Here is a 26,499-nt window from a genome sequence, read left to right as displayed (position 1 = left end):
TCGCCCAGATATGGAGGCCTATCGTGATCATTCGCATTCTTACCGCAATTTCTCTCGCCGCGTCTGTCGCTTCCTTCTCTACGGCCAGCTTTGCTGAGTCGTCGGTCAAGGTTAAGTCGGTCGAGGCTGGCAAGTCGGGTGGCGCCGGCGAAACCGGTGGCAAGGCCGGTGGTGCTGGCGAAACCGGTGGCAAGGCCGGCGGAGCCGGTGAGTCCGGCGGCAAAGCCGGCGGCGCCGGAGAAGGTGGCGGCAAGGGCGGCAAGGGCGGCTGATAGCCCTTGTAGTTTCTGCCAAGACAAGAAGCGCACCCCTGCTGGCGTGAATGCTGGCGGGGGTGTTTTCACGGCGTGCGAGAGTCCCGCCGCGCAGGGTCCGAGGCTGGCGCCCTCCCGGCTGGCACCTTCGCGGTGCGATGCCGCTCCAATTCACTGACGAAGATCACTCCGGATCGGGATCCTGCAATTGAATCGCGGCGCCTGGAAGGGTCCAGCTACTGCTCTCGACCCACGCACAGTGATTCAAATTGGATATCCACATACGCTCGTGCGCGCGTCGAAATTCCAGCAGCGCTTGCAGTTCCGGCCTGCCCCGCTCGTAGCTGGATTCCGGACCGCCGAGCGTAAGTTTGCTGGCAGCTTGCGAGCACAGCTTCGCGTGCTGCAGTCCCAATTGAAGGAAGTTCACCCGCATGGAGGCTTCCTGGTCCCCCTTCGCAGAAGAGGCCGCACTGTCGAGCAGGGCTTCGGCCGGCGCGAAACTCTCCTCTGGATAGATCACATGCGCCGCTTTCGCCCAGCTTCGCCAACGGGAGGCCCCAAGGGCCTCGAACGTGTCATGCAGCCGTGTGCGCCCGTTCGACGTATACGCCTCCCAGAAATCGAAATATTTCTTTACGTCATCCGCCGCGGGTCCGAAGGCCGAATAATATTCTGACAGGATCGAGCTGGCGGGTACATCTGGATGGATCTGCAGGCGCATCAACAGATAGATATTTGGGCCTTGTGTGGCCCAATGACCTGTCAGGGAATCAAAATCAGTTCCGATCATCCCTTTGCTGGATGCTTTTTGAAACTCGTCAGAGAACTGGTCTGTAAAAATATGTGGCATGCAATAGCCATCGAGAAAGTAATTCGTCCTCATAAGAAGGTTCGCATCCGTCTCCGCCCATCCTTGCCACTGGTCCTTGATCCAGCCTTGCTCTTCATTACTTCTTGGATAAAACCAGGATGACGGGCAGAATCCGATTATGACATTCGAGCCCAGCTTTACGCCCGAGGTCGGCGCGGCGAAGTAGTTCATATAGGCGTAGCCCACGACGACCGCGTTCGAATTGTATTTTGCGGCGATCTGCTGGATCGCTTGCCATGAACGCGCGTACCGGTCGGACACGAAAGGCTTGCCAGCGATCTTCGATTTCGACGGGATGAACTTTCGATAGTTCGACGGCTCAGGACCATCCAACGCCTTGCACACGTCGCATTCGCATTGGCCAGGGATGTCATTCTCAACCGCGTTCACGAAAAGTGGAGGGTGCTCCTGGGGCGCGCTTCCATGCTGGCGCCATTGTGTGACAATCTCTTCGCGCAAACCCGGATTGGAAATGCACATCGAGAAGCGCCCACCCGGCCTCGAAGGCCCCCTTTTTCCGTTGACCAGCTGAAACCATTCGGGATGCTCTCCGCCATACTGTTGCCACCAGTCGACGAAGGCATGTCCGTAGTTGGCCGGGATTCGGCGGCCCATGCGGTTGCGGCGCAGAAATGCAGCCTGTGCGCTCATGTATTCTTCAGCCGCGGCGGCGGTGAAGCCCATTTCGGGATGATCTTTAGCCCTCAAGCCCGCGGCTGAGCGCACGTGACGCTGCACGAACCGAGGCGTTACGACGCAATCTTGAGCAGGGATGACCACGGACTCTGCTCTTGGAACAAACGTTCCCAGCTCGCCTGGCCACAGCCACCGAACCGCGAAGTACCGATCGAGAAGCTCGTATGCGCCGAAAAGTGTTCCCGCGGACGTGTTTTCATCGAGAGGGCTGCCGGTTGTGTCGTGCCCTGCGATACACAGGTGGCGGCCGATGGTCCGAATAGCGCATGATTCCGGCCCCAGAGCGTCGAAATTGATTCCGGCCTTTCGGGCAAAATGGGTATCGCCCAGAAAGATGTGGGCTTTGTCCAGGCTGGCCGAACTTACCTTGCTCTCGGTCACTATGGCAGGTTGGAAGCCGGTCGCTTTCTGAATATGCCAGCCGAGTTCCACGGCGGCATACCGTACGGAATCATTCGGCTTGTCCGATGTGACAAGTGTGAAGGCCGGTCTGCCTCTGGCCACCAGTGTCACGCCATTGCCTGGTTGATCGTGCGCGCCGGCTGGTTGATCGTGCGCGCCAGCTGGCCCGCAAACGCCCAACCCGTGTAACAGGCTGAGAAGGGTTCCCTGCGCAAACGTCCTTCGCGACAATGCTCGCATGCCAGGATCTTACCTACACACGGTCATACAGCAAGGTAACCACGTCTGTGTCGATGTCCTTGGCGGCTCGCGCATCGGTGCTATCTCGCAAAAGAGACCCGCCGCATGGTCTGGTGCGGCGGGCGATCAAGCGTTGCGCATCAAGCGGGGGTGGGTGCCTGCTGCGCGCAGATCATGACGTGAACGGTACCGCGATTAGGCGACGTGACTCCAGATAGGCCTGTGGGCGTTCTCGCTAAACTTTCGGGTAGGGCGAGGGATATCCTTCCTTTCAGCGGGTGGCGCTGGCCAAGGGGGGAATTCCGGCGGGCGGTGTCCGATTCATCTTGATTTGGGTCAAGGCCACGGCCCCGTGATCGTTGTGACAATACGATGTGAGCAATCTCAACTGCGCGGTTCCATATTCACCTTGCGCGGTGTTTTCGCAGCGGGGGGTTGTCGCTGGCTGTTGCCGCAATAGCTGTCGTGGCTGGGGCCGAAGACAACGGCTCCAGTTGATGGCCTCGCCCGAGGGAGGCCGAACGATGATGGGCCGATGGGTATGGGCAGCCTGAGGGGGGTAGGTGCGGCTCGGACCAGATGTCCGATCGAATTGACGACGCCATGCCACGGAGCCCGAATGAATGCCTCGAGATTACGAAGAATGGCGGACGCTGGCTAACGCTCTTGGCGTTACCGTCTATCAGCGTTCAAAGACCGTGTGGATCGCGGCCGGACGCCATCGAGGTCGAGATATCGAGGTGAAAGGCCGGTCGCCAACAATTGCACTGGCTTTGTGGAAGGAAGCAGCGCGTTACACCGGCTCGGGCAGGTAGTTCGGAACGGCGCGAACAATGCAGGGACGGTTGTCCCCTGCGCGAGATCAAAATTCAAAAGCGGCTTGCCTTGGGCCTGCCCAGTGACGAGCCCGGCACCGCTCGCGAACCCATTTATTCCGGTGATTTCGAAGCAGCCTGGCTGTCGAGTTCGACAAACAGATGCCGGCACGCGAGCATCCGCGCGCCGGCATCCGATAAGCTTCAGATTTTGTCGGTCTAGCCAGCGCCTCCGGTCTTGCCGCCGGTTTCACCGCCGCCTCCGGTCTTGCCACCGGTCTCGCCGGCGCCTCCAGCCTTGCCTCCGGTCTCGCCAGCGCCGCCAGCCTTGCCTCCGGTCTCGCCAGCGCCGCCAGCCTTGCCGCCGGTCTCGCCAGCGCCGCCAGCCTTGCCGCCGGTTTCGCCGGCGCCTCCGGTCTTGCCACCGGTCTCGCCGGTGCCGCCGGTCTCACCAGTGCCGCCGGTCTCGCTTAACGTAGCGGCCGTGCTAAGGGTGGCGCCGCCGCCGCCGGTCTCGCCGGCCTTGCCGCTGGTCTCGCCAGTGCCTCCGGCCTTGCCGCCAGTCTCGCCGGCGCCTCCAGCCTTGCCACCGGTCTCGCCGGCGCCTCCGGCCTTGCCGCCAGTCTCGCCAGCGCCGCCAGCCTTGCCGCCGGTCTCACCGGACGAACTGACTTTGACACTGGACTCGCCAACGGCGCCGGCATGAGAAATCCCGACCGTTCCCAGAGCAAAGAATGCCCCCACCAGCAACTTCGCCGTAGATGTAATTTTAGTGGTCATATCATCTCCTGATATCCGAGCCCCCCACATAATTACTAATAGGATTCTCCCGGGAAGGTTATTCAAAACCTCGATCGAATTGGACACATTTAATGACAGTATGATACAAGGTTATTTCTGCCATCTTGCCGATTTGCTTAAGTAATTAAAAGACATGATTTATCATATGTTTCTGGTAATTGTGTAGCAGTCGGCGGAGGTAGCAACTTCGCCCCCTTCAAAAGGCCAAATATATATGGAATATCTGATGATTTTTCACGTATAAGGCGCGTTTTGGTCAGCAATTTCCAAGAAAACGCCGAGCAAGCGCAGCACGACGTGCTTGGCCACCAGTGGACGGTGTACCTTGACCGGCACGATCGGTTACCACTTTTGGGTGGATTCAATACCACCAAGGGCAATTGACATAAGTGGCACCCAGGGATGCCATTGCAGGCTCCAAACGCGGGGGGATCAGGAGCATATGCTCCCGATTTGATGTTGGATAATTCGGCAGACGAGTGATCCAAAGCCTGCTCCGCATTTGTCACGGACGACAACCATCGTCAGTCGAGAGCGGATTATGGACCCTGACCCCGTCGATCATTTGGAATTAACCGTCAAGATCGTTTCGGCCTTTGTCAGCAGGAACCAGGCCTCCCGTTCTGATCTGGTGGATCTGGTCCAGAATGTCGGCCGCACGTTGCAGGCCCTCTCCGCAGGCGCGGAAAAGCCCAAACCGAAACTCGTTCCCGCCGTGCCGATCAGCAAGTCGGTGACGCCCGATTTCATCATCAGCCTGGAGGACGGACGCAGGATGAAATCATTGAAGCGGTATCTGGCCTCGATGGGAATGACACCGGCGGATTATCGCAGGAAATGGGGTTTGCCGCCGGACTACCCATTGGTCGCGCCGAATTTCACCGAATTGCGTTCGCAAGCGGCCAAGAGGATCAGGCTTGGACAACGGAATGCCAGTAATCAGACTTCCGCAACCTGACCCAATGGGCTGCCGCCTCAGGCCTCGACGGCTATGACAGCTTCGGTCATATTATTGCAACTGTCTTGCGCGGACTACAAATTCCGTCCGCTGTCCGATGCAATGCCAGCAGACAGCTGGATCGGGGGGTGGGGGAAGCGTGGAGATGGCCGCCCACTGCCTCGTAAGCCCGTTGCTGTTTCCTCCCGATCGGCACCGACATGATTGAAGACTGCAAGGACCTTCCGGAAGGCGTCCGGCTGGAGACGGATTTGTGCATAGTCGGAGCGGGCGCGGCCGGTCTTGCGCTCGCCGCGCAGTTCGCAGGAACGCGGCATCGCGTCTGCGTCATTGAAAGCGGCGGCCTCAACTATGAGCATCGGCGGCAACGACTGTCGCGGGGGCAATCTGTAGGCAGGCCCTATGAGGCGCTGGACCTTTGCCGAATCCGCCAGTTTGGCGGCAGTACCGGCAAGGCTGGTTGGGGCGGATGGTGCAAGATGCTTGATAGCGTCGATTTCGAGCATCGGCATTGGATCCCGATGAGCGGGTGGCCTGTCGATCGCAAGTCGCTACTTCCCCACTACGAATCGGCCGCCGACTTGCTGGGGATCAAGAACCTGCTGGCTGATGAGCCGGCCTCCGCGACGCTACGCACGAATGGACCGCTTTTTTCCGAACGCTGCTTTCTCAGCCCCGTCCCGGATCTCGGGGCAACGCTGCATACGAGATTACAAACGGCAAGGAACGTGCAGGTTATCCTGCACGCCACAGCCCTTCGGCTCGACACCGACGACTCAGGGAGACGGGTTCGCTCCATCGAGGTAGCCAGCGCACCGAACAATCAATTCCAGATAGAGGCGCGTTTCTTTGTGCTGGCCTGCGGCGGGATCGAAAACGCACGCCTCCTCCTGGTTTCCAACCGACAGATGCCGAATGGGATCGGCAACCAGCATGACCTGGTTGGCCGCTATTTCATGGAGCATCCGCGAGTAAGGTGGGGGAGTCTGCAAGTCAGCCGACCTGACAAAACCGTCGCCCTTCACGTACCCTCGGTCGGGACTCGCATGGCTGATTTGCCGGGGCCCGCGGGCGGCGGCATCAACGATGCATTCGGGCTTGTTCTGCGCCCGGAGATCCGCGCGAGAGAAGGACTTCTCGGCTCCCGGACGTGGATCAAGCCGGGGCCTTGCGTCAACGATATGGATGGCTCCGAGGCCCTGCAGTATCTTGCCTTCTGGCTGCGCAAGGGTCGCCTGCATCGCGACCTTATCAAGAGTGGCCGCACGATCTTTCGGCATCCCGCGGGATCAATCTCGTCAGGCATCGAACGCATTTGGCACTCACGGCACCGCGCCAGGCATTTTCACTTTGACACCATCCTCGAACAAGAGCCGGACCCGGAAAGCCGGGTTACCCTGGATACAAAGCGTGACGAATTCAATCTTCCGCGCGTGAAGCTGGAATGGAAGGTGGGACCTCTCGTTCGGCGCACACTAGAGCGGATGCAGACCATCATCACGGAAGAGATGCGGCTGCTGGGCCACAGAAGCGACGTCCAGGCCGGCACCGACGAAACCCCGACCGGGGGGGAAGACATCTCATACCGCTGGGTCAGGCACCACATGGGTACAACGAGGATGAGCAACGATCCGCGAACGGGTGTGGTCGACAGCAAATGCCAGGTGCACGGCCTCGCGAATCTTTTCATCGCCGGCAGCTCGGTCTTTCCAACCGGGGGAAACGATATGCCCACCCTGACCATTGTGGCACTCGCCATTAAATTGGGCCAGAATCTCCAACAATGGCTTGAGTAAAGGTCCGTTCCTCGTTGGTGGAGCGCCCGATTGACCTGGGGCGACCGTTGTCTGGAGATCGGACTGCGAGCATTTCCGAAGTTACCACTTCGCTTCACAATTGTACATTTGCAGTTTTGCTTGCAGCCTTTGGAGAGGGCCGCGGAGGTTGCAGCTTTGAAAGTGGCAATGCGTCAAATATCGGTTTGCACTACAGGGCATAGACTGCATCCGGCGTAGCCGGCTATCCATCCTGTTGATGCATACGCCTTTCGGTGGGGCCGACTCGACGCTTCGACACCTGTCCACCTCGGTCCAGAGCTTCACAAATACGAGATTATATTCACGCTGTGCGTTTTGTCACACCGCGCTCCCAATCCACAAGTTATTACTAATACCTTAAGAAGGTAGGTTCCTAATGGATTAAGGAGGTGGGTTCTCGAAGTCGAATTCTACGTTGGGGTGAATTCTACGTCGCAGTGAAAATTTCGGGTTGGGGGTAAGCCATGACAAGTCTGTCGAACAACGATCAGCCGATCAATACCGATCTGGCTCTCTATTCAGCTGTTGCCAATACAAATCATATAGGACCTGTTCCCTCACGGGAGGGGATGGAGATTGCGATCATCGATGATCGGCCACTGATGTGCGACTGCTTCGCCAGAAGCCTCGAACTCATCGAGCCATCATTTCGCATCCAACGCTATGCGACCGTCGAAGCGTTCGACGCCGCGAGTCCGGAGGAGACCGAACGGGTTTCGACGGTCTTGCTGTGCGTCATGTGGTCGAACTCTCACGCGGACTATCATCTTGCGCGGATTGCTCATCTCAAGGCAACCAGACCGTCTCTGGGAATCGTGATGCTGTCGGATATCGAGAACTTTGACGATATCGTCAAAGCGGTAGAAAGCGGCACGCGCGGCTACATCCCCACGAGCGTCAGCTTGCAGGTTGCGGCAAAGGCGATCCAGCTTGTCGCGGCGGGCGGGACCTTCATACCGCCCAGTGTTCTCTTCAGTTCGGGCCAGGCAATCAAGGACAGCCAGCCAGCCAAGCAGCCGCAGGGCGACAATGTCTTTACGTCACGCCAGATGTCGGTGATCGAAGCGTTGCGCCGAGGCAAGGCAAACAAGGTTATCGCATACGAACTCAACATGTGTGAAAGCACAGTCAAGGTGCACATCCGCAATGTGATGAAAAAGCTGCGCGCCAGAAATCGTACTGAGGTAGCCTATATCCTTAACACGACGCCATATGATGGTGTTACCATGCGAAATTGAGGCATGGCTGCCGCCTCGATGAAAGGGTGATGTTTTCTACCCGCGGCAACCATGGTGGATGGCTTTATTGGGCCCTCGTTCTTGAGGGCCCGCAGGGGGATCGACATTTTTCGAGGGCGAGGAAAGGTGAAACAGCCGCCTGAGCGACATTCCGTTCCGCGGACTGAGAGGGAGGCCGCTCCCGCGGCTGATCGGAACACGTTACAAAGCCTGGATTTGAACGGTATCGAACATTTCCACGCCGTTCGTCCATCCACGCTGGCCGAGATGAACCGCCGCTGTCATTGGTTCCATCTCGATGACGGTGATGTCTTGATCCCGGCCGGCGAAAAAGTCGATCGGGTTTTCTTTCTTCTGGATGGCGAACTCCGCTTCCCTGTTTACACTCGCACAGGCAAGATCGTGTGGCTCCCGTCGGCGCACCAGGGATCACTCGTCAACGGAGCAGCTCTGAGCGGCGAACTCCCGCTGGTGCCTTATTCGATTGAAGCAGCGGGACCATGCACGATCGCTTCCATCGGAAGTCGGACCTTCCTGGATATAATCAAGAACGATCCCGAGGCGCTTCAGGCCCTCGTCCAGATGTTGGTCGAGCGCCAGCACCTGATTGTCGAGCATATCGTTGAACTCTCGACACTCAGCGTGCGATCGCGCGTTCATAGCGAATTGCTGCGCTTGTGTGCGGAGAATATCGAAACCGGCGGTTCGGCCGTCATTTCTCCCATTCCCACACACACGGATTTGGCCAATCGCATCGGCACGCATCGTGAAGCCGTGGCCCGCGAACTCAGCTACCTGCAGAGTGTCGGAATAGTCCTGCGCCGCGCAAAGGAGCTTCTTGTGCCCGATGTGTCCCGCCTGACGGACTTGCTGGCAAGGTCCGACGATTAATCGGCCATGGTTGGTTTCAAACCAGTGCTGCGGCGGCGCTCTTATCCCCGCAGCCAGGCGGATCGTTTGGTGTTCAAGGCCAGCCACAGCCGCGCGGCACTGGGTTGCGATGTCGAGCGATAGATCTTCTGATGATAGACGAACTCATAGGGCCACAGTTCGAGGGTGCGGTTCGCGAAATGCGTCAGGATCCAGGTGATCGCGCCTGTCACAACAATGAAGGCGCCCATCGAGACTGCGACGTTGGCGGTGAAGAGATGAGCGTGCGAGAAGGCCGCGCGGGATAAGAAATACGTGTAGGGATGCACCAGATATAGGCTGTAGCTGACCGTCCCGAAGTAGCGAAGGAGCCGGTTGCCGAGCAACAGCGCCGTCAAGCTGTTCCGCGATACCGCGAGGCAGAAGTAAAGAGCGGTTGCCGCAACCAGCAAGGGCACCTCGGCATTCTGGAAATCGGACAAATGATAGTCGTAGTGACCGCGGGTCGACAGAAAGACGCAGGCTGCGAAGGCCGCGCTCTCGGCAAGGCGGTGGTGACCCCGACTTACCCATTCATATCGGTCGTGGGCGAGGCGGATCAGGCCCCCCGCGACAAAATACAGGGCGATCGGATACCTGGCGATAAACAGCACGGCAAGGAGGCTTAGGACGACCAGGCCAAGCTTGCTAGGGCGACGAACAGCGACAAACACGAACGCTGCCATAAACACGTAGAACCAGACTTCGAAAGTCAGGCTCCATGCATTCGGAGTGAGCTGCTCGGTGCGGGCGAAAAGATTCAGGAATGTCAATCCAGCCAGAACCGACGTGAGATTGTTGGTTTCGGGATAAAGGTTCGTTGTGGCGTTCAGCAGGATGAAAAGCACGCTGAACGCGAAAAACAGAGGGTAGAGGCGCATGAAGCGTCGGGCGGCAAACTCAGTTGGACTGTAGCGCATCGCGCTGGGCAGGATAACGAAGCCACTGATGACGAAGAAAAGACAAACGCCGAAAGTGCCGAAGTTCCAGAACGGCGTGATGCCGTCGACATAGGCCGTGTTGGAGGCGTAGACGTGCTCTGCCGTGCCACCCAGGAGATGCGCGAAGAACACCATGAGCGACGCGATGCCGCGCAGCCCATGCGCGGCTATATTGAACGAATTGTCGCCAATTGGCTTCACTGATGGCTTCGCTGACGCTTCAGCGGTCAAATGCTGGGTATCCGATAGTCTCACAGGGCTGGAATGGGTGGCAGCCATCTTGAGCTTTCAAACCTGACCTTGGCAGATCGTTTCACCCTACAGCAGTCCATGTCTTGCAATCCTTGGGGAAATAGGCGGATACCCCCAGCCCAAAAGTGGGGGGCAGCCAGGAACAATTGACCGGAATGGTTAGGCCTGGGCGGGCTGCGAGAGCCGTCGACGGAAGATCCGGTCGAGACACGCATCAAGATCGTCCAGCGGGCGCGGCATGCCTGATGGCGGTCGTCGGGCGCTGTCGCGAGATGGGATGCGCAGCCGCCGCCGGATGTGGACGGTGCCCAACCGCGGCTTGGGCGTTACAAAATCCTTCAGCGGATCGTCGGCCACGCAAACGCGGTTCGCGCACCCGCTGCTCTGCCCAGCTTTTAATCATTTGAAAAGCAGACGGATGCGGCTTGCCGAACCCGGATCCCGGGCGGCCGTGCGGACGGTAAGTCAAATGCTGTCGAGAACGCGTCCTGCAGGCGCCAGGAATGGCCAGCGGCCCTTCGCCCGCTAGTCCGATTTAAGGCATGGGCTACCCCTTTATTGCGGGCGGGCATCAGCGCGTAGGCGCGTTATACAGGACCAGTATGCCAAGCTACCAAGGTCATAGGCCCAGCCTCGCCGCTGGTGTGGTGTTGGACTCGCGGAAACTCCCGGGGTCGGCATCGCAACATGCAGCCCTGGCGGCCCCAGCCTACCGAGCCGACATTGATGGTTTACGCGCCGTCGCTGTCGTTTCGGTTGTGCTGTTCCACGCCGGTTTCACCGTGTTCAGCGGCGGATACGTTGGCGTCGATATCTTCTTTGTCATCTCCGGCTACCTGATAACCCAATTGATCGCCAGGGATTTGCGAGCAGGCGAGTTCTCGGTCTGGCATTTCTATGAGCGGCGTATACGCCGCATTTTTCCGGCGTTGTTCGCCATGCTGGCCGTCTGTACATTGGCATGCGCCTTCATCTTCCTGCCGGATGACTTCAGGCGCTTCGGTCGCAACTCCGTCGCCACGGCCCTCTTCTCGTCCAACATCGGGTTTTGGCTGAAGACCGGTTATTTTGATGGGGAAACTTACGACCAGCCACTCATCCACACCTGGTCACTGGCGGTGGAGGAGCAGTTCTACATCCTGTTTCCGTTGTTTTTGATATCCATCTGGTGGCTGGGAGTTCGCAATGTTCGCATCCTCCTGGCGAGCGTGGCAGGAATTACGTTCCTCGCGACTGTCATGGTGATGCGGTACGACGTTACTGCCGCCTTTTACCTCACTCCGTTCAGGGCGTGGGAGTTGCTGTTGGGCAGCCTCCTGGCGCTTGGAACCTTCCCGCGCCTCGCCAGGCGCTGGCAGTGCGAGGTGGCGACAGGGGCCGGATTGCTGCTGATCCTTGCTGCCGTGCTGCGTTATTCCGATGTGACTTCATTCCCCGGCGTCGCGGCACTCCTTCCATGCATCGGCGCTGCCCTTGTCATTCACGGAGGAAGTGCTGGGAATTGCTCGGTCACACGACTGATTTCAACAAGGCCGTTCGTCGGCGTGGGTCTGATAAGCTACTCCCTGTATCTTTGGCATTGGCCGCTGATTGTCCTGGTTGGTTATCTGGCAATCGATCAGCTCAGTTCGCTTCAGTCTGCCGCCCTGGTGGCCGCCTCATTCACGCTGGCGTTCATGTCCTGGCGATACATCGAGCGCCCGTTGCGGGTGCCGTCACGGATAGCCCGCCCAGTGCCCGTCCTGGCTGGAGGCGCCTTCGCCATCGTCGCCGTGGCCATGACCGGCTCAGTCATCTATCTGGACAATGGCTGGCCGACCCGCTTCTCCAAGGATGTGAATGTGTTGTCCAGCTATGCCTTGTCCGCCAATCCTGAAGCGGATGAATGCGCAAACGTGTCTCTTCAGCTCGCTGCGAATTCCCCCTGTACAATAGGCGCCACCGCGAATGCCCGGATCTTTCTGTGGGGAGATTCTCATGCGGGGGCGATGTTCGGGGCAATGTCGGAGCTGGCCGCGCATGGCGCAAGCACGGTCTACGGCGCGACCCCCCGCTGTCCCCCCCTCATGGGCGTCGGAACGGACCGAAATTGCATCCGGGGAAACGATTTGCGGCTTAGATACGCACTCGGCCACCCGGAGCTGAAGACCGTCATAATCGCTGCCAGATGGTCGCTCTATCTCGAGGGCCGCGCGATCGAACTTGGACCAGCGGAACGAAACGGCAATCTTCCGCAGCTGCAGGACCGGGACGGCATTCAATTCGACCGCTTCTCCGTCGAGGCGCGTCACGCGTTCGAAACATCGCTCAGGAGAACCGTGGGTCGGCTCCTGCAAGCCGGGAAAAAGGTGGTCATCGTCTACCCAGTCCCGGAGGTGGGTTATGACGTACCCTCCACGGCTGCCCGGCTCGTGGCGCAGGGCCATGCCCTGCGGGGCCATGCGCTGTCCAGCTTCAGCATACCGGAGAGCCTCTATCGGGAGCGACAGCAGATTGCATTTGGCATTTTGGACAGGCTGGGCCGACATGTCGGCCTCATTCGCGTATATCCGACGCAAGTACTTTGTCCGCAGGACCGGTGTGTTGCCATAATGGATGGGAAGCCGCTGTACTTTGACAGCCACCACCTCAGCATTCCGGGTTCCAGGATACTCGTGCCATTGTTTGAAAGAGCTTTGCGGCGAGGCGCCTGACGCCTCGCCAGGCACTAGAGCAGTTCACCGTTTTACGGAAACGGCAAACCGCTCTAACTCTTTGTTTTGACGCAATTCCCAAGGGAAAGCGCTAGGCGCTTTTCCCGGGAAAACCGTTTCACACTTTTCCTGGAATTGCTCTAGCGGAGATGTCGGCGGCCCTGAGCGTCAACGATGGTATTGTCTCCGACATTGGCGCTGATATGCGCGCCGTTGTGGATCAGGCAGTCGGCGCCGATCTGGACGCCCAGCAGCACGGTTGCGCCCATTCCCACGACAGTCCTCGCTCCGACGCTCACTCCGCCGGCGAGGATGGCGCCCGGGGTCAGGTGCGCATTGTCCTGCACGATGCTGTCGTGGCAGACGATACTTCCCTGGTTGACGATGACGTTGTTGCCGATCGTACAGCGCGGACCGATGCTCGCGCCAGCCAGAATATGACAGCCATGTCCAATCCTGGTTGCCTTGGAGACGATCGCGGAGGGGTGGATCACAGGCGGCAGAACGAAGCCCATGGCCAGGGCGCGTTCAAACATCGTCCGCCTCACCTCGCTTGACTGCGCACCCCCGATGCCGATGAAGGCGTAGCGCGTGCCCTCGGCGAGCAAACGCTCCAGGCACTCTTCCGTACCGATCACCGAAATGCCGCCGCAGACGTGCTGCCCAACGGGCAGAGCTTGATCAGTGCAGCCGAGGATGTCGTATCCGGACCCATCGAGAGCATCGATCAAGCAGGCGGCGTGGCCGCCGCCACCGATGATGACGGCCCGCCGCGTGGACCCGGAAGGAAGGACGGGCTGGAACTCGTCCGGTCCTGCCACCGTGGCCTCGGACCGGCGGCTGGCTGCCGCGCGCACCTCGGCTTCGCCGATGCGGCCGTTGGAGGGACTGACATCCGCAAGGTCGATCCCAAGCTCGGCCGCGGCCTTGCGGGCCTTGGCCGTTATCGCGATCTCGTTGACGCCGACATTGGCCGTGCTGGCCGTTCCGGATGCGGCGTTCGCATTTTCGTCGACGATTTCGCACAGCACCGCGCCGACAGTGACGAAGTCACCGACCTTGCTGTCGAGCCGGCCGATGGTTCCTGCCTCCGGAGCATAAACCTCAACCGCGGCCTTCGTGGTCTCGAGGACAAAGAGAATAGCCCCTTCCTCGACCCTCTCACCCTGCACGACCCTGATTTCGATCAGCTGAAGATTGTCCTCGTTGGCGTTAACCCGCGGGGCTTCGACAAGCACACTCATGAACGCTTAGCCTCTCGTGAACAGATCGACGCAGGCCGCCCGGATGGCGTTCACACCCGGCAGCAGATCGTCCTCCCATTCACGGCTGGAGGGAATGGGGTGATCCGGTCCAGCCAATGCACTGAAGTGCCTGACCCGACCGATCAGGGCTCGGGCGCATTCGGATGCGAAGCCCCAGCCGGGAGTGCCTTCCTCCACGGCGATAACGCGGCTGCAATTGCCAACCTGGCTCACGATATCCTCGACAGGAAATGGCGACAGCTGCTCAACGGCCACCACTGCGGTCGCGATTTCCTCCTCTTCAGCGAGCTTGTTTGCGGCCGCAACCGCGTGCTCGACGCAACCCCCATATGTCAGGATCACGATATCTGCATCCGGCGGACATGGGAGCGCGGCCGCGCCGAGCACGGGCCTCGAATACATGACCTTGTTTTCGATGATCAGGTGAGGGGATCGGGAAGCGAAGGCCCGATGCAACAGCGCACCCGGGTCCGCATATTCATGCGTGGCAAGCACTGTAAGGCCGGGCACGCCGCAAAAATGCTTTTCCAGACTTTGTGAGTGCGTCGGCCCGTAGCCGCGCCGTCCGCCCATGGGAGCGCGGATAATGATGGGGACCTCAACCTGATCGTTATACATCCAGCGGAACTTGGCAGCGTGATTGATGATCTGGTCGGCGGCAAGGGCGATGAAATCTCCGAACATCAGCTCGACGATCGCAGGCCTGCCTTTGAGGGCCAGTCCCGCCGCCATGCCGACAATGCTACCCTCGCTGATCGGCGTGGTCCAGACCCGATCCTGATAGGCCGAGGAAAGTCCCTTGGTGACTTTGAATGCGCCGCCATAGGGATCGATAATGTCCTCACCCAGGATCACCAGGCGCAGGTTTGCTTCCATGAGATCGTGAAGCGCGTGATTGATCGATTCGACGACACGCATGGGTCAGCCTCGCGCCATGGCAGCCGCGGCGGCGGATTCGACCGCGCGGTCGACGACAGATCGACAAAAGGCGTCGATCTCCTCGAAGTTCGCGACGCGCCGGCGCATCGGGGGGATCGGATCCCTGGCTCGAGCTTGCTCGAGGCGCAAGGCTGGCCGAGTGTCATCTCCCTTGCTGTGGGGACCAATCCGTTCGGTTCGCAAGTAGAGCCAGCAGGGGCGGGATTCGGCGCGGACATAGCTTACCGCCTCTTGGGCAAGCTCGCATATCTCGACCGGATCGTTGCCATCATAGGCGAATGTGCGGATACCGAACGGTTCGGCCCTGGCGACGATCGAACCGGAGACGGTCAGATTCTTGGGCGTCGTTTGGGCGATTTCGTTGTCCTCGATCACGAAAAGGACGGGGGCGCCGAAAATGGCGGCGAGGTTCAAGCTCTCGTACACGGCTCCCTCACCCATCGTGCCATCGCCCAGGAAGACCACCGCGACAGCGCCCTCGTCCTTTCGCGCCAGCGCGCTGCCTACCGCCACGGGCGCTATGCCCCCCTGGATGCCATTTGAGTGGAAGTTGCGGAAACACAGATGCTGACTGCCGCCGCGTCCCCCGCAAATGCCGGTTACACGCCCCATGATCTCCGCGAACAGGCCTTCGACTTCGCCCGAATAGGCAATGAAATGACCATGGCAGCGGTGGTTGCTCCAAATAATGTCGCGGTCCCGGTCGAGGGCGTTCACCACCCCCACCGCGTTGGCTTCCTGTCCAATGGACGTGTGCGTCGTGCCGAACAGGAGCCCCTGGGAAAAAAGATCGAGCAAGCGCTCCTCGACGAGCCGGATGAGCATCATCTGCTGATAGAGCCGGACCTCGAGCGGCAATTCGAACCCGAGCAGCGTATTGCCTGCCTTGGGAAGGGCAAGGTTCTGCAATGCCGAAGTCGTCACGATTCTCAGCTCTCCAAGGGAAGACGCTGGAGCGTCTCTGTCTTTCCTGATCGCATGCTCGTTCATCATGCCGCCTCGAGCTGGCGAGCGGCCCCTACCAGGATGGATCGCGTCGTCGATGCCGCCGCCGTCGTCTCCTCGGTCGTCCAGGACGGGTCGACCAGGAAGGCTATGCTTGTTTCCCCGAGCTGCCGCGCAACCGGAAGACGTTCGGGAGGTGCCACGCCGGCATCCGCGAAGGCATGTTCCAGATAGATCTCGGAGCAGCTTCCCGAGAAGCATGGAACGCCTGCCGCATTGATGGCCGCGATCAGCTCGTCACGCGACCATCCCGAGGAGAGCATCTCCGGCTTGATATAGAAATAGCATCGATACCAGGCATGCCGGTGCGCCGGATCGAGCCGGGGCGCGCGCAGCATCGGCAGATCGGCAAGCGTCCTTAGCCAGATGTCGGCATTTTGCTCGCGCTGACGAACCCAGTCGGGCAGGCGTTCGAGTTGCCGCAAGCCGAGCACGGCCTGGATCGATGTCATGCGCCAGTTGGTGCCGATGCTGTCATGCAGCCAGCGAAACCCGGTCGCCCGATGTGGGGCAAAGACCAGATTGTAGTTCTTGCCGTGGTCCTTGAGGCTCCAGGCGGCGAGCCACAATTTCCTGTCGTCCATTGCGACAAGTCCACCCTCGCCGCCGGTCGTGATGATCTTGTCCTGGCAGAACGAAAACGCCGCTATGTCACCGAAGGAGCCGATTGGCCGTCCGTTGTATTCGGCTCCATGCGCCTGGGCGCAATCCTCGATGACCTTGATGCCGTTGCGCTTTGCAAGTGCCATGATCGGCGCCATGTCGCATGGCCACCCGGCGATATGCACGACAATGACAGCCTTCGTTCGGGCCGTTATCTTCGGCGCGATCGTTTCAGCGGAAAGGTTGCCCGAGATCGGATCGACATCCGCGAAAACTGGCGTCGCCCCGGCAAACATGACGCAAGCAGCGGAGGCGACGAAACTGCGGGGCGTCACGATGACCTCGTCGCCGGCGCCGATGTGGAGGATTTTCATGGCAAGATCCAGCGCGAGCGAGCCATTGGCCAGCGCCACTGCATGACGTCGGCCGAGGCTGCGCGCATAGGCTCGTTCGAAGGTCTTGACATGGTCGCCTGTCCAGGCGTTCACCCGGCCCGATCGCAGAACCTCGACCACATCGGCTATCTGCTCTTCGTCATAGATTGGCCAGCGTTTCATCTTGGAACACTCCAGCTAGAACTTAGATGACATTTCTCAAAAGGACGAAGGCCTCGGCCGCCCTCAAATGGACGGCGGTGCCCCTGACAATCGCCAGCGCCCGCAAGGTTTCGATCGAGCGCTCGTGCGGGAAGGCCTTTATCTGCGAGGCGAACATCGACGCGGCTTCGAGTTTGCGGGCGAGCGTGGCTTCAATGTCCATGAAGACGTTCGGCACGAAACTCGGCGTCACATAGGGTGCATTCCAGTTCGTCTCGGACACGGTCTCGTAGGCCATGATCGTCCGCGGGTATTGGGCTTGCACGGGACGAGCCGCTACCAGTGACGACAGGAAGATCAGCTGGTGGTCCATGTGCACATCGCCGACGAAGGGGATAAGCAGCGTGTCCGGCATGACCTCCCGCAACAAGGTCTGCAGCGCCGTGTTGAGGGTCGTGTGCGGCGTCTCGGCGATCTGGGCTGCCGGCAGATCAAGCCAGTGCGTCTGGCGTACGCCCAGACAGGCATGGGCCGCCTTCGCCTCACAGCGAACCCGTTGCGTCATCTCCTCGGTGAAAGCCGGTGGGCAGCCTCGCGTAACCACGGCAACGTGGACTTCCCCGCCTTGTGCAGCCACCCGGGCTATCGTGCCGCCACACCCCAGGACCTCATCGTCCGGATGCGGTGCGATCACCAGAACTCGACCGAGGGTAAGGCTCATGACCGAACCGTCCCGGCGGGCATCGCCTTCACAGCGTGGTCGACATGGCGGCGGTCGACGCGCTCGCCCAACAGTGCGACTTGCACGGTCAGAACCAGTATGCGCAGATCGAGCCACAGGCTGCGGTTGCGCACATACCAGAGGTCAAGCGCCAGCTTCTCGCTGTTGGTGAGACGGGTGTTGCCGTTCACCTGTGCCCATCCGGACAAGCCCGGACGAACCGTGCCACGAATACGTCCCAGCTCGCCGAACTCGGCGACAGTGGCCGGGAGCAACGGGCGCGGCCCTATGAAGGCCATGTCGCCCTTGGCTATCGAGAGAAGTTGCGGCAGCTCATCGATGCGTGTGGAGCGCATCAGCCGCGTGGCTGGAGTCTCACGCAAGTGGTCGGGGAGCAGCGCGCCGTCCGCATCTCGCCCCTCATTCATCGTGCGAAACTTGCAGATCACGAAGGGGCGAGCCCCCAGTCCGCTGCGAGACTGGCGGAAAAACAGTGGACGGCCCAGACTCGCCCAGACAATCGCGGCAGCCACGATCCATAGCGGCAGGCTGAGGACCAAAAGCACCACCGAAGCGATCCGGCTGGGCATCGCCCTGCCAATCGGCACTCGCGTGGCCCAGTCGGCGGAACGAGCCATCGGGTTGCTCAGGCCGATCATTGCGTCGGTCCGACCTGGACGGTGGACGGGGTAGCCGCCACGGTCGCGTCCACACGGTTTGCCGTGTCCAAGGCACCGTCCATGCGGTTTATTGACACCAGGATCGTGTCTCCGGCCGCAACCGCGTCGTCGAGGGTCACAACCTTCGTGACGGTCTGGCCATTTACCTTGCGGCGGATCTGGTACGTGAACGCGATGGTGTTGTTGGTCCGTGTCTGCTCCGCGGCCAGGGAGCTCAACAGCAGGATCTGCTCCTCCGTAGACTCGCGAACCGCGATCAGGCGTTCGATTTCAGAGTTGTGGGCTTGAAGATCCGTCAGCGCCGTGTGCGTCCAGATCTGGGTGGCATCGTCCAGGTCACGTTGCAACTGGCTCAACTCTCGGCGCACCGTCGAAGCCTGATTGTAGATTTCAAGCAGATGCGACTGCTGCGTGGTCGCCTCGCGCTCGGCGTTCGAGAGGTCTGTAATTGTGACGAGACCCTTTTTGTTGAGGGCCCTGATGCGATCGAGATCGGCTTGTGCCGAAGCGATCACCGTCTTCTGGATATCGGAAAGCTGTTGAATGTTGGAGAGGGCGACGTTCACTTCGTCGATCCCCGCCGAGAGCTGCTTGCGACGTGTGCTCAGCGCGTGTTGATCCGTTTCAAGGATGCGCTGCTCCGTAGGAAGCAGCGTTGCGATCAGACTGGCATTCATGAGTCCTTTGATCTTGGGTGGCAGATCCAGTTCCGAGATCTTGTCGCTGTTTGCCAATTGAGCCTTGATGCGCGCCGCGGCCATCGCTTCCTTGGCGATCTGCACCACGCTCTCATCAAGGGTTCCACGCAGCCGGGCGCGCGTAACCACGCGGTCCTCGGCAGTGGCTCCGCCTGTCGATTGGCCGCCGGCAAGCGCCACCGCCTGCTCGACATTCAGTGCTGGCTGGTAGGGAAACGAGCCCGGCGCCTTGACATCCCCAAGCACGAAAATCGGACGGAAGCTGACCACCGCCAAGGAGATCCGGGGATCGTTGAAGAACTGACGGTCGATGAAGCTTTTGCGAATCTGCCCCAGGGCTTCCGGCACCGTCAGGCCGGCGACCTCGAAACTGCCGATCAGCGGAATAATGACGGCGCCATCGCTGGCCACGGTCAGCTGTTCGGCAGGAAGCGAATCGTCAATGAAATCAAACGACACCACGTCGCCGACCGAAAGCTTGTAGTCATCGCTGGCGGCGGCCCAGGCACCAATCTGGGAACCAGCAAGGATCGCTGCAATCGCGAAAACCGCAATCCGTGCGTGCCGCAACACTTTCCCGATGAACGTACTGGTCCAGGCGCCTGTCGGCCGCCCGCTCCACCCAGCATAGCAATAAAACCCCATAGCAGCCCGCCACACAAATTTCCTGTGAAAGACCCTAGCGACACCTGCGCGAGCACAATGAGTCATACCTTTGGTGGAGCGCTGATAACCTTCGGTCTCGTGCCCACCCAATTTGGCTAACTGGATGTGAGCCGCAACCAACGTATGGTGCGGCTGGGTACTGTCGGCCGATTGAACGCTTCCTCGTGGCGTAGCGTTGCAGACAGCTGGGAAGCTTCCGTGCACACGAGTGTTCTTCACACTATAACCGGTCTCAACGTCGGCGGTGCCGAGATCATGCTTGCCCGTTTTCTGGGCAAGCTCGACCAAGATCGCTTCTCGTCTTCGGTTCTATCCCTGCTTTCTCCCGGACCGTTGGCTGCACAGGTGGAGCATACAAAATCCAAGGTCATGTCGCTGGACATGGCGGAACGGCCGCGTCCAGGCGATGTCGTTCGGCTGACACGGTCGATAAGCAGGGCGGCGCCCGATCTCCTTCATGGCTGGATGTATCATGGCAATGTCGCGGCAATGCTCGGCTCGGTGCTCGGGCTCAATTTTTCACCGGTAATCTGGAGCATCCACCACACAATTCGTGATCTCGCCGACGAGAAACCGTTGACGCGCCAGCTGATCCGGCTTTCAGCCTGTCTGTCGAGCCGCACCAGCGCGATCTCATATTGCTCACGCGTCGCCGCCGACGATCATGAGCGCCTGGGCTTTGATCCGCGCCGCAGGGTGGTTATTCCGAACGGGACTGATTGTGATCAGTTTTCTCCCTCGGCCGACGCCGGCACGAAACTGCGCCGCCTGTTCGGCTTGCCGCCCGGACGCTTGATAATCGGACATGTGGCACGGTTTCATCCCATGAAGGACCAGGTCAGCCTGGTCCGGGCCATCAGCCGTCTGTTGGCGCTGGGGTACGACGTTCAGGGCGTGTTTATCGGAGACGGACATGCCGACGGCCCGGTGCGGCGCGCCGCCCGCGAGCTCGGCATAGACGACCGCATTACAACGCCGGGCATCCGCGGTGACATCGCCGACCTCATGCCGGGCTTCGATGTCTACGCGCTTTGCTCGGCTTGGGGTGAGGCCTTTTCCCTTGCCGTGGGCGAGGCGATGGCGAGTGGCGTACCGGCGGTGGTTACTGAGGTCGGCGACTCCGGCTGGCTGGTCGGCGACAGTGGGGTGGTCGTTCCGCCGGGGGATAGTGACGCACTGGCCGCGGGATTGATCAGGCTCGTCACCCTTGAGCCGGCCGACCGCCGCGCTTTGGGTCAACAGGCCCGTCGCCGCGTCATGGAGAACTTCTCTCTTCCGCTTTATGTCGGCCGGCACCTGGAACTCTACGAAGCGGCCCTGGCGCGCCGTCGCCATATTCCGGATCGATAGGAGCGATTGGTGGTTGCTGTGCATATGAATGGCCGAGATCATGCGCCGTCCGCCACGGACAATGCGACGCGCCGCAAGCGGATCGTCGTGGTGGCGAGCCTGACGCGTTCGCTTGTCAACTTTCGCATCGAGCTGCTGAAAGCCATGGTCGCTTCAGGGCATGAGGTCATCACGCTGGCCCCGGATGCGGATGAACAGGCGATCGCCAGGCTCCAGGAAATTGGCGTGGCTTTCCGGCAAATTCCGATGGCCAGGGCAGGTACAAATCCGCTGGCCGATCTGCGAACGCTCAAGGCGCTTTACAGGCTGATGCGCCGCTTGGCCCCGGACATCGTCCTGGCCTACACGATGAAGCCGATCATCTATGGTGGGCTGGCTGCCCGCCTTGCCGGAGTACCTCGGCGGTTTGCACTCTTTACCGGGTTCGGATTCATATTCAGCGGCAGCATGACGGGACTGCGCGCAGCTGTTCTGCGCCGGTTGAGCATTGGTCTCTACCGCTCGGCTCTTGTCGGCTGCGAGGCTGTTTTCGCTTACAACGATGCCGACGCTTCCGACATCAGACGCCATGGGATGGTCTCCGCGACGACGCCGGTGATCATGGTTCCAGGTTCAGGAGTGGACCTGACGCTGTTTGCCGCCAGCCGTCCACCGTCGGGACCTCCCGTCTTCCTTCTGATTGCCCGCCTGCTTCGCGAGAAAGGGATTGCCGAGTTTGCCGCCGCCGCGCGGATTCTGAAGACCAAATACCGTACCGCCCGTTTCCAGATTCTCGGGCCGTTCGATCCCAGCCCTCTCTCCATCTCGAAGGCCGAAATGGACCAGTGGACCAGGGAAGGCGCCGTGGAATATCTCGGCGAAACACACGATGTCGGCCCCTATCTGACCGCATCCACGGTGTTTGTGTTGCCTTCCTACTACCGCGAGGGCATCCCCCGCAGCGCATTGGAAGCCTTGTCGACGGGCCGGCCAATAATCACGACCAACGCGCCTGGCTGTCAGGAAACGGTCATCGACGGTCAGAACGGTTTTCGGGTCGAGCCACGAGACGTGGATGCTCTCGCCTCGGCGCAGCGGGCTTTTCTTGAAGATGAGCATCTCGCCGCAAAAATGGGCGCCAATTCGAGAAAGCTCGCGGAAGAACGCTTCGACGTTCACAAGGTGAACCACACCTTGCTCGAGGCTATGGGAATATAGCCGGTCGAGCGCGATCGGGCGACGCCGCCATCGACAGTCAAACCGACAATCAAGCGGGGAAATAGCGCTTTATCTGCTGCCGTCTCAGATAGGCTTTCCGCAAGGCACCACGGGCCAGTTGGAAAGGGTCGACCCGATTCAACACCCAGCCGATCGATGGGCCGCCGGCGAACCGCAGGCGCTCGACAACCTGGGAAAGAGCCTCTTGCGTGGTGCTGTCGCATGCGGCCACGACCACGATGGTGTCCACCGAGGCAGCAATCCTGATTGCGTCTTCGACAAAGAGCACGGGCGGTGCATCGATGATCACCACGTCGTACTCGAGCCGGAATGCCTCCAGCAACTTGGCGAGTTGGCTGGAGTTGAGAAATTCAGGCGAGGTGTGATCGTCGGCGGATGGCGCCAGCACATCCAGTTGCGGAATTTCAGGCAGCGTCTGAACGATTTCCGCCAGAGCGCAATCACCGTTCAGATAGTCGTTGAGTGTCTTGCTGGCGGAGCCAAGCCTCATGGCGCCGTGGAGGCTGCGGGTCCGCAGGTCCAGATCGATCAGCGCTGTCAGGGCGCCGTCCATCCCAGCTGCCATGGCAAGGCCCATGGCCGTCGTTGTCTTGCCTTCCTGCGGCAAGCCGGAGCTGACCAGGATAATATGTTTGCCTCGCCCACCGTTCATCCGGGTGCAGGCACCGTAAAGCGATCGGAATGCGTCGGAAAAAGCCGACCGCGGTTGCGACAGCAAGGTTTCAAGAGGCGGCAGCGCGCGTTGCAGGAACTTCCGGGGCAACTGCGGAATTGACGCCAGAAGGGGAGCGCGGATCAGCTTCGATACACGTCGCGGATCCCGTACCCGCACATCCATGCTTTCCAGGGTCAGCACAAGGATCAAGGCCAGGACAAGCGATGCGGTGAAACCGCCCGCAACCATCAAACGCAGCTTTGGAAAGGAAGGACTCGTCGGGATCTCCGCCGCGGAGACGGTGCGCACACCAGGCGCGACCGCTTCGGAAAACGGATCGAGGCTGCCGAGCCTGCCGGACACGAGGTCGTAGAGCTTTTGCTCGGTTGTCAGGTTGTTGTTCAGCTCACGCAGCTTTGCTTCCGCCAGGCTCCTTTGGCGCAGTTCTTCGTTGGAAGCCTCCAGGCTCTTGGTGAGCTGGTCCACCCGGCCCTCGTCGACACGCACGTCATTTTCCAGGATGGCAATCGTCCGCAGCATCTCTTGGGAAATCATCGCACGGACGGCCGCTATCTTTGCATCGGCCTCCTGGACCAACGGATGATTTCGACCGTAATTGCTGGCCAGTTGCGCGCGGTCCCTCATCGCGGTCGCTTCATCGTTGCGCAGCGACGTGAGAAAATCTGACGAGAGCAGGGGATCGACGTTGGCCCCCGTGTCGCCGGTCTTGGCCGCAAGCCTGACCTGGGCGAGGCGCGCTTGCGCTTGCGTGTACTCACCCCTCGCGGTGCTGAGCTGCTCGTTGGCCTGCTGGATCGAGGCGCGCAGCAGATCATCGCGCGGATCGCTGGAGACACCATGTTCATTCGCGTATTTGGCGATCTGGCCTTCGATCGCGGCAATCCGTGACGCAACCTCGGTCGATTGCTGTCTCAAAAAGCCGACGGCGTCCTTGATGTCCTGCCGCTTGTTGTCACGAGACCATTCCACGAACAGCCTGGCCGTTGCATTGGCTATCTTGGCCGCGGTCGCTGCGTCGTCGTTGACGAACGAGATCGTCATCGCCGCGCTTTCGCCGGAACGGTCAACCGACAGGCTCGCCAGATACAACGAAATCGCCCGGTCCTGCTGAACAGCCTTGGGCGGGAGAGACGTATCCTGCGGGTTGCCGCCGGTGACAAGGGCGAACATCTTCTGCGGTATCGAGGCGATCAAGCCGACGGCTTGTGACAGCACTCCGGTGCCCGAAGTCCCACCGGCTGCGGCTGGCGGCAGATAGGTGTTGAAGTCAGGATCCTCGATGAGGTCGAGCCTGTCGACAACCAGGCTGGCAAATACCCGAGAGGTGATCAGATCCGCCTCGGTGTCCATCCGCGACTTGTCGGGCTGCTGGTTCGGCTGCGCCTGCGCGGTATCGAGAGGATTGGGGTTGTCGGTTTCGACAACGATCATGGAACGAGCCGTATACGTCTTGGGAAGTTCGAGGGCGGCGACAAGCGCAAGAGCGGTGCCGGCAATGATGAGCGCAATGATCAAGGGGAGGCGTCTGCGGAAAAGATTGTAGAGCTCACGAACGCCGAATGTTCGTTCCTCCGATGCCTCGGGCGAATCCTGAAGGAATGGTCCCAGTCGGTTCCACACGCTGTTTTCGTCTATCAAGCTCACAGATCACGCCCCTTAGATTTATCCTCGCCGGTCTCACCGGTCTTCCAAAAAGCCGAGTTTCGAGACCGAACCCAAGCGACAGGTTTTTAGCATGGATGCGCGGGCGCGAGCGCGTTCAAGAGACTTAGTCGCGGCAAGGGTATTATCCGAAAGGATAGCGTGGTTAGCCGGGGGCCCATCTTGGCAGATACACCGAACTGCATGTCCATGAGGCTGGTGAAAAGAAGCCTTCAAGTAGATCAGGAGTGAGGATGAATCACGCCGGGACTCCTCGCGGGTACTGGGCAAAGCCCGACCGCAGGCCGGCTGCCCCGCCTGTGCCAAAGGTGACTGGGAGAATCGCGCTCTGGTTGGCTGCCGCGTCCGTCTTCCTCGCTCCCTTCAACATCCTGCGTGTCGACACATTCTACTTTACCGCCAGCGACGCCTTCGCTCTGGCGGCTGTCTTGGCGATGATGCTCGGGAAATCCTTTCCGCTTGCCCCCTTGGCTGCAGGGACGCTTCTGTGGAACACCGGGATCGCGCTGTTGTGTGGCATGTTGCTGCTGAGCAGCCTTGTCGTCGGAGATCCAGGGCGAGGTTTCGTCATCTCGGCGCAATATCTGTACGCCTACTTTCTTCTGGCCTTCATGCTCGCATCGCGCCCCTGGGCCGAAACCGTTGTCTTGATAAAAGCGTTCACCTGCTCGATCGCCTTGATGTGCGTGCAGGGAATAGTGGTGATCGACGTCCTCAAGGGACAAGGCTCGAGTTTCGTCAGCGGCAATGGCCGTTTTATCGGCTGGGTCGAACGCGAGAACGAGTGTGCGACGCTGATTGCACTCGCGGTTCCTCTGTTGTTGTGGATGGTGGCCTCGGGATGCGCGCGGCCTCGCTGGGCCTGGATAGGAGTGCCGCTCTTTGCGTATGGCATTGTTCTGACCGGATCCAATACAGGCCTGATTGGTCTCGTCTTCGCGCTTACCATCTTCGTTGCCATGACCGGCTCGTGGCGCCGTATCATCTTGCTGGCGGGATCGTCGTTGGCCACGTTCTTTATCGTCATCACGTGGGGCCGCGACTTCCTGCCAGCCGTTTTCCAACGCCGTGTGCTGAACGCGTTGCAAAATGGCGACATTGACGAGGCGGGTACGTTTGCGGACCGCATGCGGCTTATCCAGGAGGCCATTGGCAAAGCGGACAAAAATTCTCTGCTTGGCATCGGTGCCGACCAGTATCGACTGGTCAGCGAGTTGCATGCTCCGGTCCACAACACCTATCTCTTGATATGGGTCGAGGCGGGGCTGCCTGGGTTGATCGGCTTTCTGCTCATGCTGGTCGCCGGCATAGTCGTCGGGATGCTCGCTGCGCGGCTTCGCGAAGGACGAATAGCCGCCATTTGCACGCTTGCGACGGTCCTCCTCTTCGCGGCCTTGGCCAACGCGCTGCCGCACCTCTATGGTCGTTTCTTTATTGTGCCCCTGCTGCTTGGGATCGCGCCCAGTGTTGCGATTTTGCGTGACGGCCCGGCTCCAAAATCGGTCGCCCGTTTCCTTCGTCGTGCTCGCTCCGAGCGGGTTCGTTTGCAGCCCCAACGCAGACCGGCCTGAGGCCACGCCAACTGGGCTT

20 protein-coding genes are annotated in these 26,499 nt (G+C 60.2%); 9 read left to right on the top strand and 11 right to left on the bottom strand.

Features of this window, described 5'->3' with window-relative positions; translation table 11 throughout:
* Positions 1–23 precede the first annotated feature (23 nt).
* Positions 24–272 carry a hypothetical protein gene (locus AC56QQ_RS27265; RefSeq protein ID WP_489859943.1) on the top strand — a complete coding sequence of 83 codons (249 nt, stop codon included), beginning with the start codon at positions 24–26 and terminating at the stop codon, positions 270–272.
* Between the two features lie 166 nt (positions 273–438).
* Here the strand turns inward: AC56QQ_RS27265 and AC56QQ_RS27260 are convergent, their stop codons facing one another.
* Both AC56QQ_RS27260 and AC56QQ_RS27255 read right to left on the bottom strand, forming a co-directional pair.
* Positions 439–2,337, bottom strand: coding sequence for a DUF4838 domain-containing protein (locus AC56QQ_RS27260; RefSeq protein ID WP_497124075.1), 1,899 nt, complete (start codon positions 2,335–2,337; stop codon positions 439–441).
* A 1,163-nt stretch (positions 2,338–3,500) separates the two neighbouring features.
* A complete protein-coding gene (locus AC56QQ_RS27255; RefSeq protein ID WP_497124074.1) occupies positions 3,501–4,061 on the bottom strand; it encodes a hypothetical protein in 561 nt (186 codons plus the stop codon).
* Between the two features lie 562 nt (positions 4,062–4,623).
* Between AC56QQ_RS27255 and AC56QQ_RS27250 the strand changes: the two genes are divergently transcribed.
* The 4 genes from AC56QQ_RS27250 (at position 4,624) to AC56QQ_RS27235 (ending at position 8,986) form a co-directional block, all read left to right on the top strand.
* Positions 4,624–5,040 carry a Ros/MucR family transcriptional regulator gene (locus tag AC56QQ_RS27250; protein ID WP_489859946.1) on the top strand — a complete coding sequence of 139 codons (417 nt, stop codon included), beginning with the start codon at positions 4,624–4,626 and terminating at the stop codon, positions 5,038–5,040.
* A gap of 200 nt (positions 5,041–5,240) precedes the next feature.
* Positions 5,241–6,836 carry an FAD-dependent oxidoreductase gene (locus AC56QQ_RS27245; RefSeq protein WP_497124073.1) on the top strand — a complete coding sequence of 532 codons (1,596 nt, stop codon included), beginning with the start codon at positions 5,241–5,243 and terminating at the stop codon, positions 6,834–6,836.
* Between the two features lie 485 nt (positions 6,837–7,321).
* Positions 7,322–8,095 (top strand): LuxR C-terminal-related transcriptional regulator, encoded by a 774-nt coding sequence (locus tag AC56QQ_RS27240; RefSeq protein WP_497124072.1) that lies wholly within the window; start codon positions 7,322–7,324, stop codon positions 8,093–8,095.
* Positions 8,096–8,311: 216 nt separating this feature from the next.
* On the top strand, positions 8,312–8,986 hold the full coding sequence (locus tag AC56QQ_RS27235; protein WP_497124071.1) for a Crp/Fnr family transcriptional regulator: 675 nt from the start codon (positions 8,312–8,314) through the stop codon (positions 8,984–8,986).
* Positions 8,987–9,027: 41 nt separating this feature from the next.
* Here the strand turns inward: AC56QQ_RS27235 and AC56QQ_RS27230 are convergent, their stop codons facing one another.
* Complete coding sequence (locus AC56QQ_RS27230; RefSeq protein WP_497124070.1) at positions 9,028–10,176, bottom strand: acyltransferase family protein; 1,149 nt, start codon at positions 10,174–10,176, stop codon at positions 9,028–9,030.
* Between the two features lie 671 nt (positions 10,177–10,847).
* On the opposite strand from AC56QQ_RS27230, the gene AC56QQ_RS27225 reads away from it, so the two are divergent.
* A complete protein-coding gene (locus AC56QQ_RS27225) occupies positions 10,848–12,890 on the top strand; it encodes an acyltransferase family protein (protein WP_497124069.1) in 2,043 nt (680 codons plus the stop codon).
* A 140-nt stretch (positions 12,891–13,030) separates the two neighbouring features.
* Here the strand turns inward: AC56QQ_RS27225 and AC56QQ_RS27220 are convergent, their stop codons facing one another.
* From AC56QQ_RS27220 to AC56QQ_RS27190, 7 genes are read right to left on the bottom strand one after another with little or no spacing between them, the layout of a single operon-like run.
* On the bottom strand, positions 13,031–14,134 hold the full coding sequence (locus AC56QQ_RS27220) for a NeuD/PglB/VioB family sugar acetyltransferase (RefSeq protein WP_497124068.1): 1,104 nt from the start codon (positions 14,132–14,134) through the stop codon (positions 13,031–13,033).
* Between the two features lie 6 nt (positions 14,135–14,140).
* On the bottom strand, positions 14,141–15,073 hold the full coding sequence (locus AC56QQ_RS27215) for an alpha-ketoacid dehydrogenase subunit beta (RefSeq protein WP_497124067.1): 933 nt from the start codon (positions 15,071–15,073) through the stop codon (positions 14,141–14,143).
* Between the two features lie 3 nt (positions 15,074–15,076).
* The gene (locus AC56QQ_RS27210) at positions 15,077–16,084 is read right to left on the bottom strand and encodes a thiamine pyrophosphate-dependent dehydrogenase E1 component subunit alpha (protein ID WP_497124066.1); all 1,008 of its coding nucleotides are present in this window, start codon (positions 16,082–16,084) and stop codon (positions 15,077–15,079) included.
* A complete protein-coding gene (locus tag AC56QQ_RS27205; RefSeq protein ID WP_497124065.1) occupies positions 16,084–17,259 on the bottom strand; it encodes a DegT/DnrJ/EryC1/StrS family aminotransferase in 1,176 nt (391 codons plus the stop codon). The genes AC56QQ_RS27210 and AC56QQ_RS27205 overlap by 1 nt, the downstream gene beginning before the upstream one ends.
* A 22-nt stretch (positions 17,260–17,281) precedes the next feature.
* Positions 17,282–17,959: a PIG-L deacetylase family protein gene (locus AC56QQ_RS27200; RefSeq protein WP_497124064.1), complete on the bottom strand. Its 678-nt coding sequence runs from the start codon at positions 17,957–17,959 to the stop codon at positions 17,282–17,284.
* The gene (locus tag AC56QQ_RS27195) at positions 17,956–18,618 is read right to left on the bottom strand and encodes a sugar transferase (RefSeq protein WP_497124063.1); all 663 of its coding nucleotides are present in this window, start codon (positions 18,616–18,618) and stop codon (positions 17,956–17,958) included. Before AC56QQ_RS27195 ends, AC56QQ_RS27200 begins: the two co-directional genes overlap by 4 nt.
* Positions 18,615–19,982 carry a polysaccharide biosynthesis/export family protein gene (locus AC56QQ_RS27190; protein ID WP_497124062.1) on the bottom strand — a complete coding sequence of 456 codons (1,368 nt, stop codon included), beginning with the start codon at positions 19,980–19,982 and terminating at the stop codon, positions 18,615–18,617. The genes AC56QQ_RS27195 and AC56QQ_RS27190 overlap by 4 nt, the downstream gene beginning before the upstream one ends.
* A gap of 219 nt (positions 19,983–20,201) precedes the next feature.
* Between AC56QQ_RS27190 and AC56QQ_RS27185 the strand changes: the two genes are divergently transcribed.
* Positions 20,202–21,353 (top strand): glycosyltransferase, encoded by a 1,152-nt coding sequence (locus AC56QQ_RS27185; RefSeq protein ID WP_497124061.1) that lies wholly within the window; start codon positions 20,202–20,204, stop codon positions 21,351–21,353.
* Positions 21,354–21,377: 24 nt separating this feature from the next.
* Positions 21,378–22,550 (top strand): glycosyltransferase family 4 protein, encoded by a 1,173-nt coding sequence (locus tag AC56QQ_RS27180; protein WP_497129142.1) that lies wholly within the window; start codon positions 21,378–21,380, stop codon positions 22,548–22,550.
* Between the two features lie 49 nt (positions 22,551–22,599).
* Here the strand turns inward: AC56QQ_RS27180 and AC56QQ_RS27175 are convergent, their stop codons facing one another.
* A complete protein-coding gene (locus AC56QQ_RS27175; RefSeq protein WP_497124060.1) occupies positions 22,600–24,891 on the bottom strand; it encodes a GumC family protein in 2,292 nt (763 codons plus the stop codon).
* Between the two features lie 350 nt (positions 24,892–25,241).
* On the opposite strand from AC56QQ_RS27175, the gene AC56QQ_RS27170 reads away from it, so the two are divergent.
* Positions 25,242–26,480 (top strand): O-antigen ligase family protein, encoded by a 1,239-nt coding sequence (locus tag AC56QQ_RS27170; RefSeq protein WP_497124059.1) that lies wholly within the window; start codon positions 25,242–25,244, stop codon positions 26,478–26,480.
* The last annotated feature ends 19 nt before the right edge of the window (positions 26,481–26,499 follow it).

The organism is Mesorhizobium sp. RCAM 05099 (assembly GCF_059683685.1).
Note: the sequence above shows the minus strand (reverse complement) of the source record. Positions and strands in the feature narration are given on the sequence as shown.

Excerpts from the sequence above, each read along its gene's own strand:
- AC56QQ_RS27200 (WP_497124064.1), bottom strand. The coding sequence starts at position 17,959 with ATGAGCCTTACCCTCGGTCGAGTTCTGGTGATCGCACCGCATCCGGAC.
- AC56QQ_RS27210 (WP_497124066.1), bottom strand. The coding sequence starts at position 16,084 with ATGAACGAGCATGCGATCAGGAAAGACAGAGACGCTCCAGCGTCTTCC.
- AC56QQ_RS27190 (WP_497124062.1), bottom strand. The coding sequence starts at position 19,982 with ATGGGGTTTTATTGCTATGCTGGGTGGAGCGGGCGGCCGACAGGCGCC.
- AC56QQ_RS27205 (WP_497124065.1), bottom strand. The coding sequence starts at position 17,259 with ATGAAACGCTGGCCAATCTATGACGAAGAGCAGATAGCCGATGTGGTC.
- AC56QQ_RS27195 (WP_497124063.1), bottom strand. The coding sequence starts at position 18,618 with ATGATCGGCCTGAGCAACCCGATGGCTCGTTCCGCCGACTGGGCCACG.
- AC56QQ_RS27240 (WP_497124072.1), top strand. The coding sequence starts at position 7,322 with ATGACAAGTCTGTCGAACAACGATCAGCCGATCAATACCGATCTGGCT.
- AC56QQ_RS27245 (WP_497124073.1), top strand. The coding sequence starts at position 5,241 with ATGATTGAAGACTGCAAGGACCTTCCGGAAGGCGTCCGGCTGGAGACG.
- AC56QQ_RS27215 (WP_497124067.1), bottom strand. The coding sequence starts at position 15,073 with ATGCGTGTCGTCGAATCGATCAATCACGCGCTTCACGATCTCATGGAA.
- AC56QQ_RS27255 (WP_497124074.1), bottom strand. The coding sequence starts at position 4,061 with ATGACCACTAAAATTACATCTACGGCGAAGTTGCTGGTGGGGGCATTC.
- AC56QQ_RS27180 (WP_497129142.1), top strand. The coding sequence starts at position 21,378 with ATGAATGGCCGAGATCATGCGCCGTCCGCCACGGACAATGCGACGCGC.
- AC56QQ_RS27220 (WP_497124068.1), bottom strand. The coding sequence starts at position 14,134 with ATGAGTGTGCTTGTCGAAGCCCCGCGGGTTAACGCCAACGAGGACAAT.
- AC56QQ_RS27250 (WP_489859946.1), top strand. The coding sequence starts at position 4,624 with ATGGACCCTGACCCCGTCGATCATTTGGAATTAACCGTCAAGATCGTT.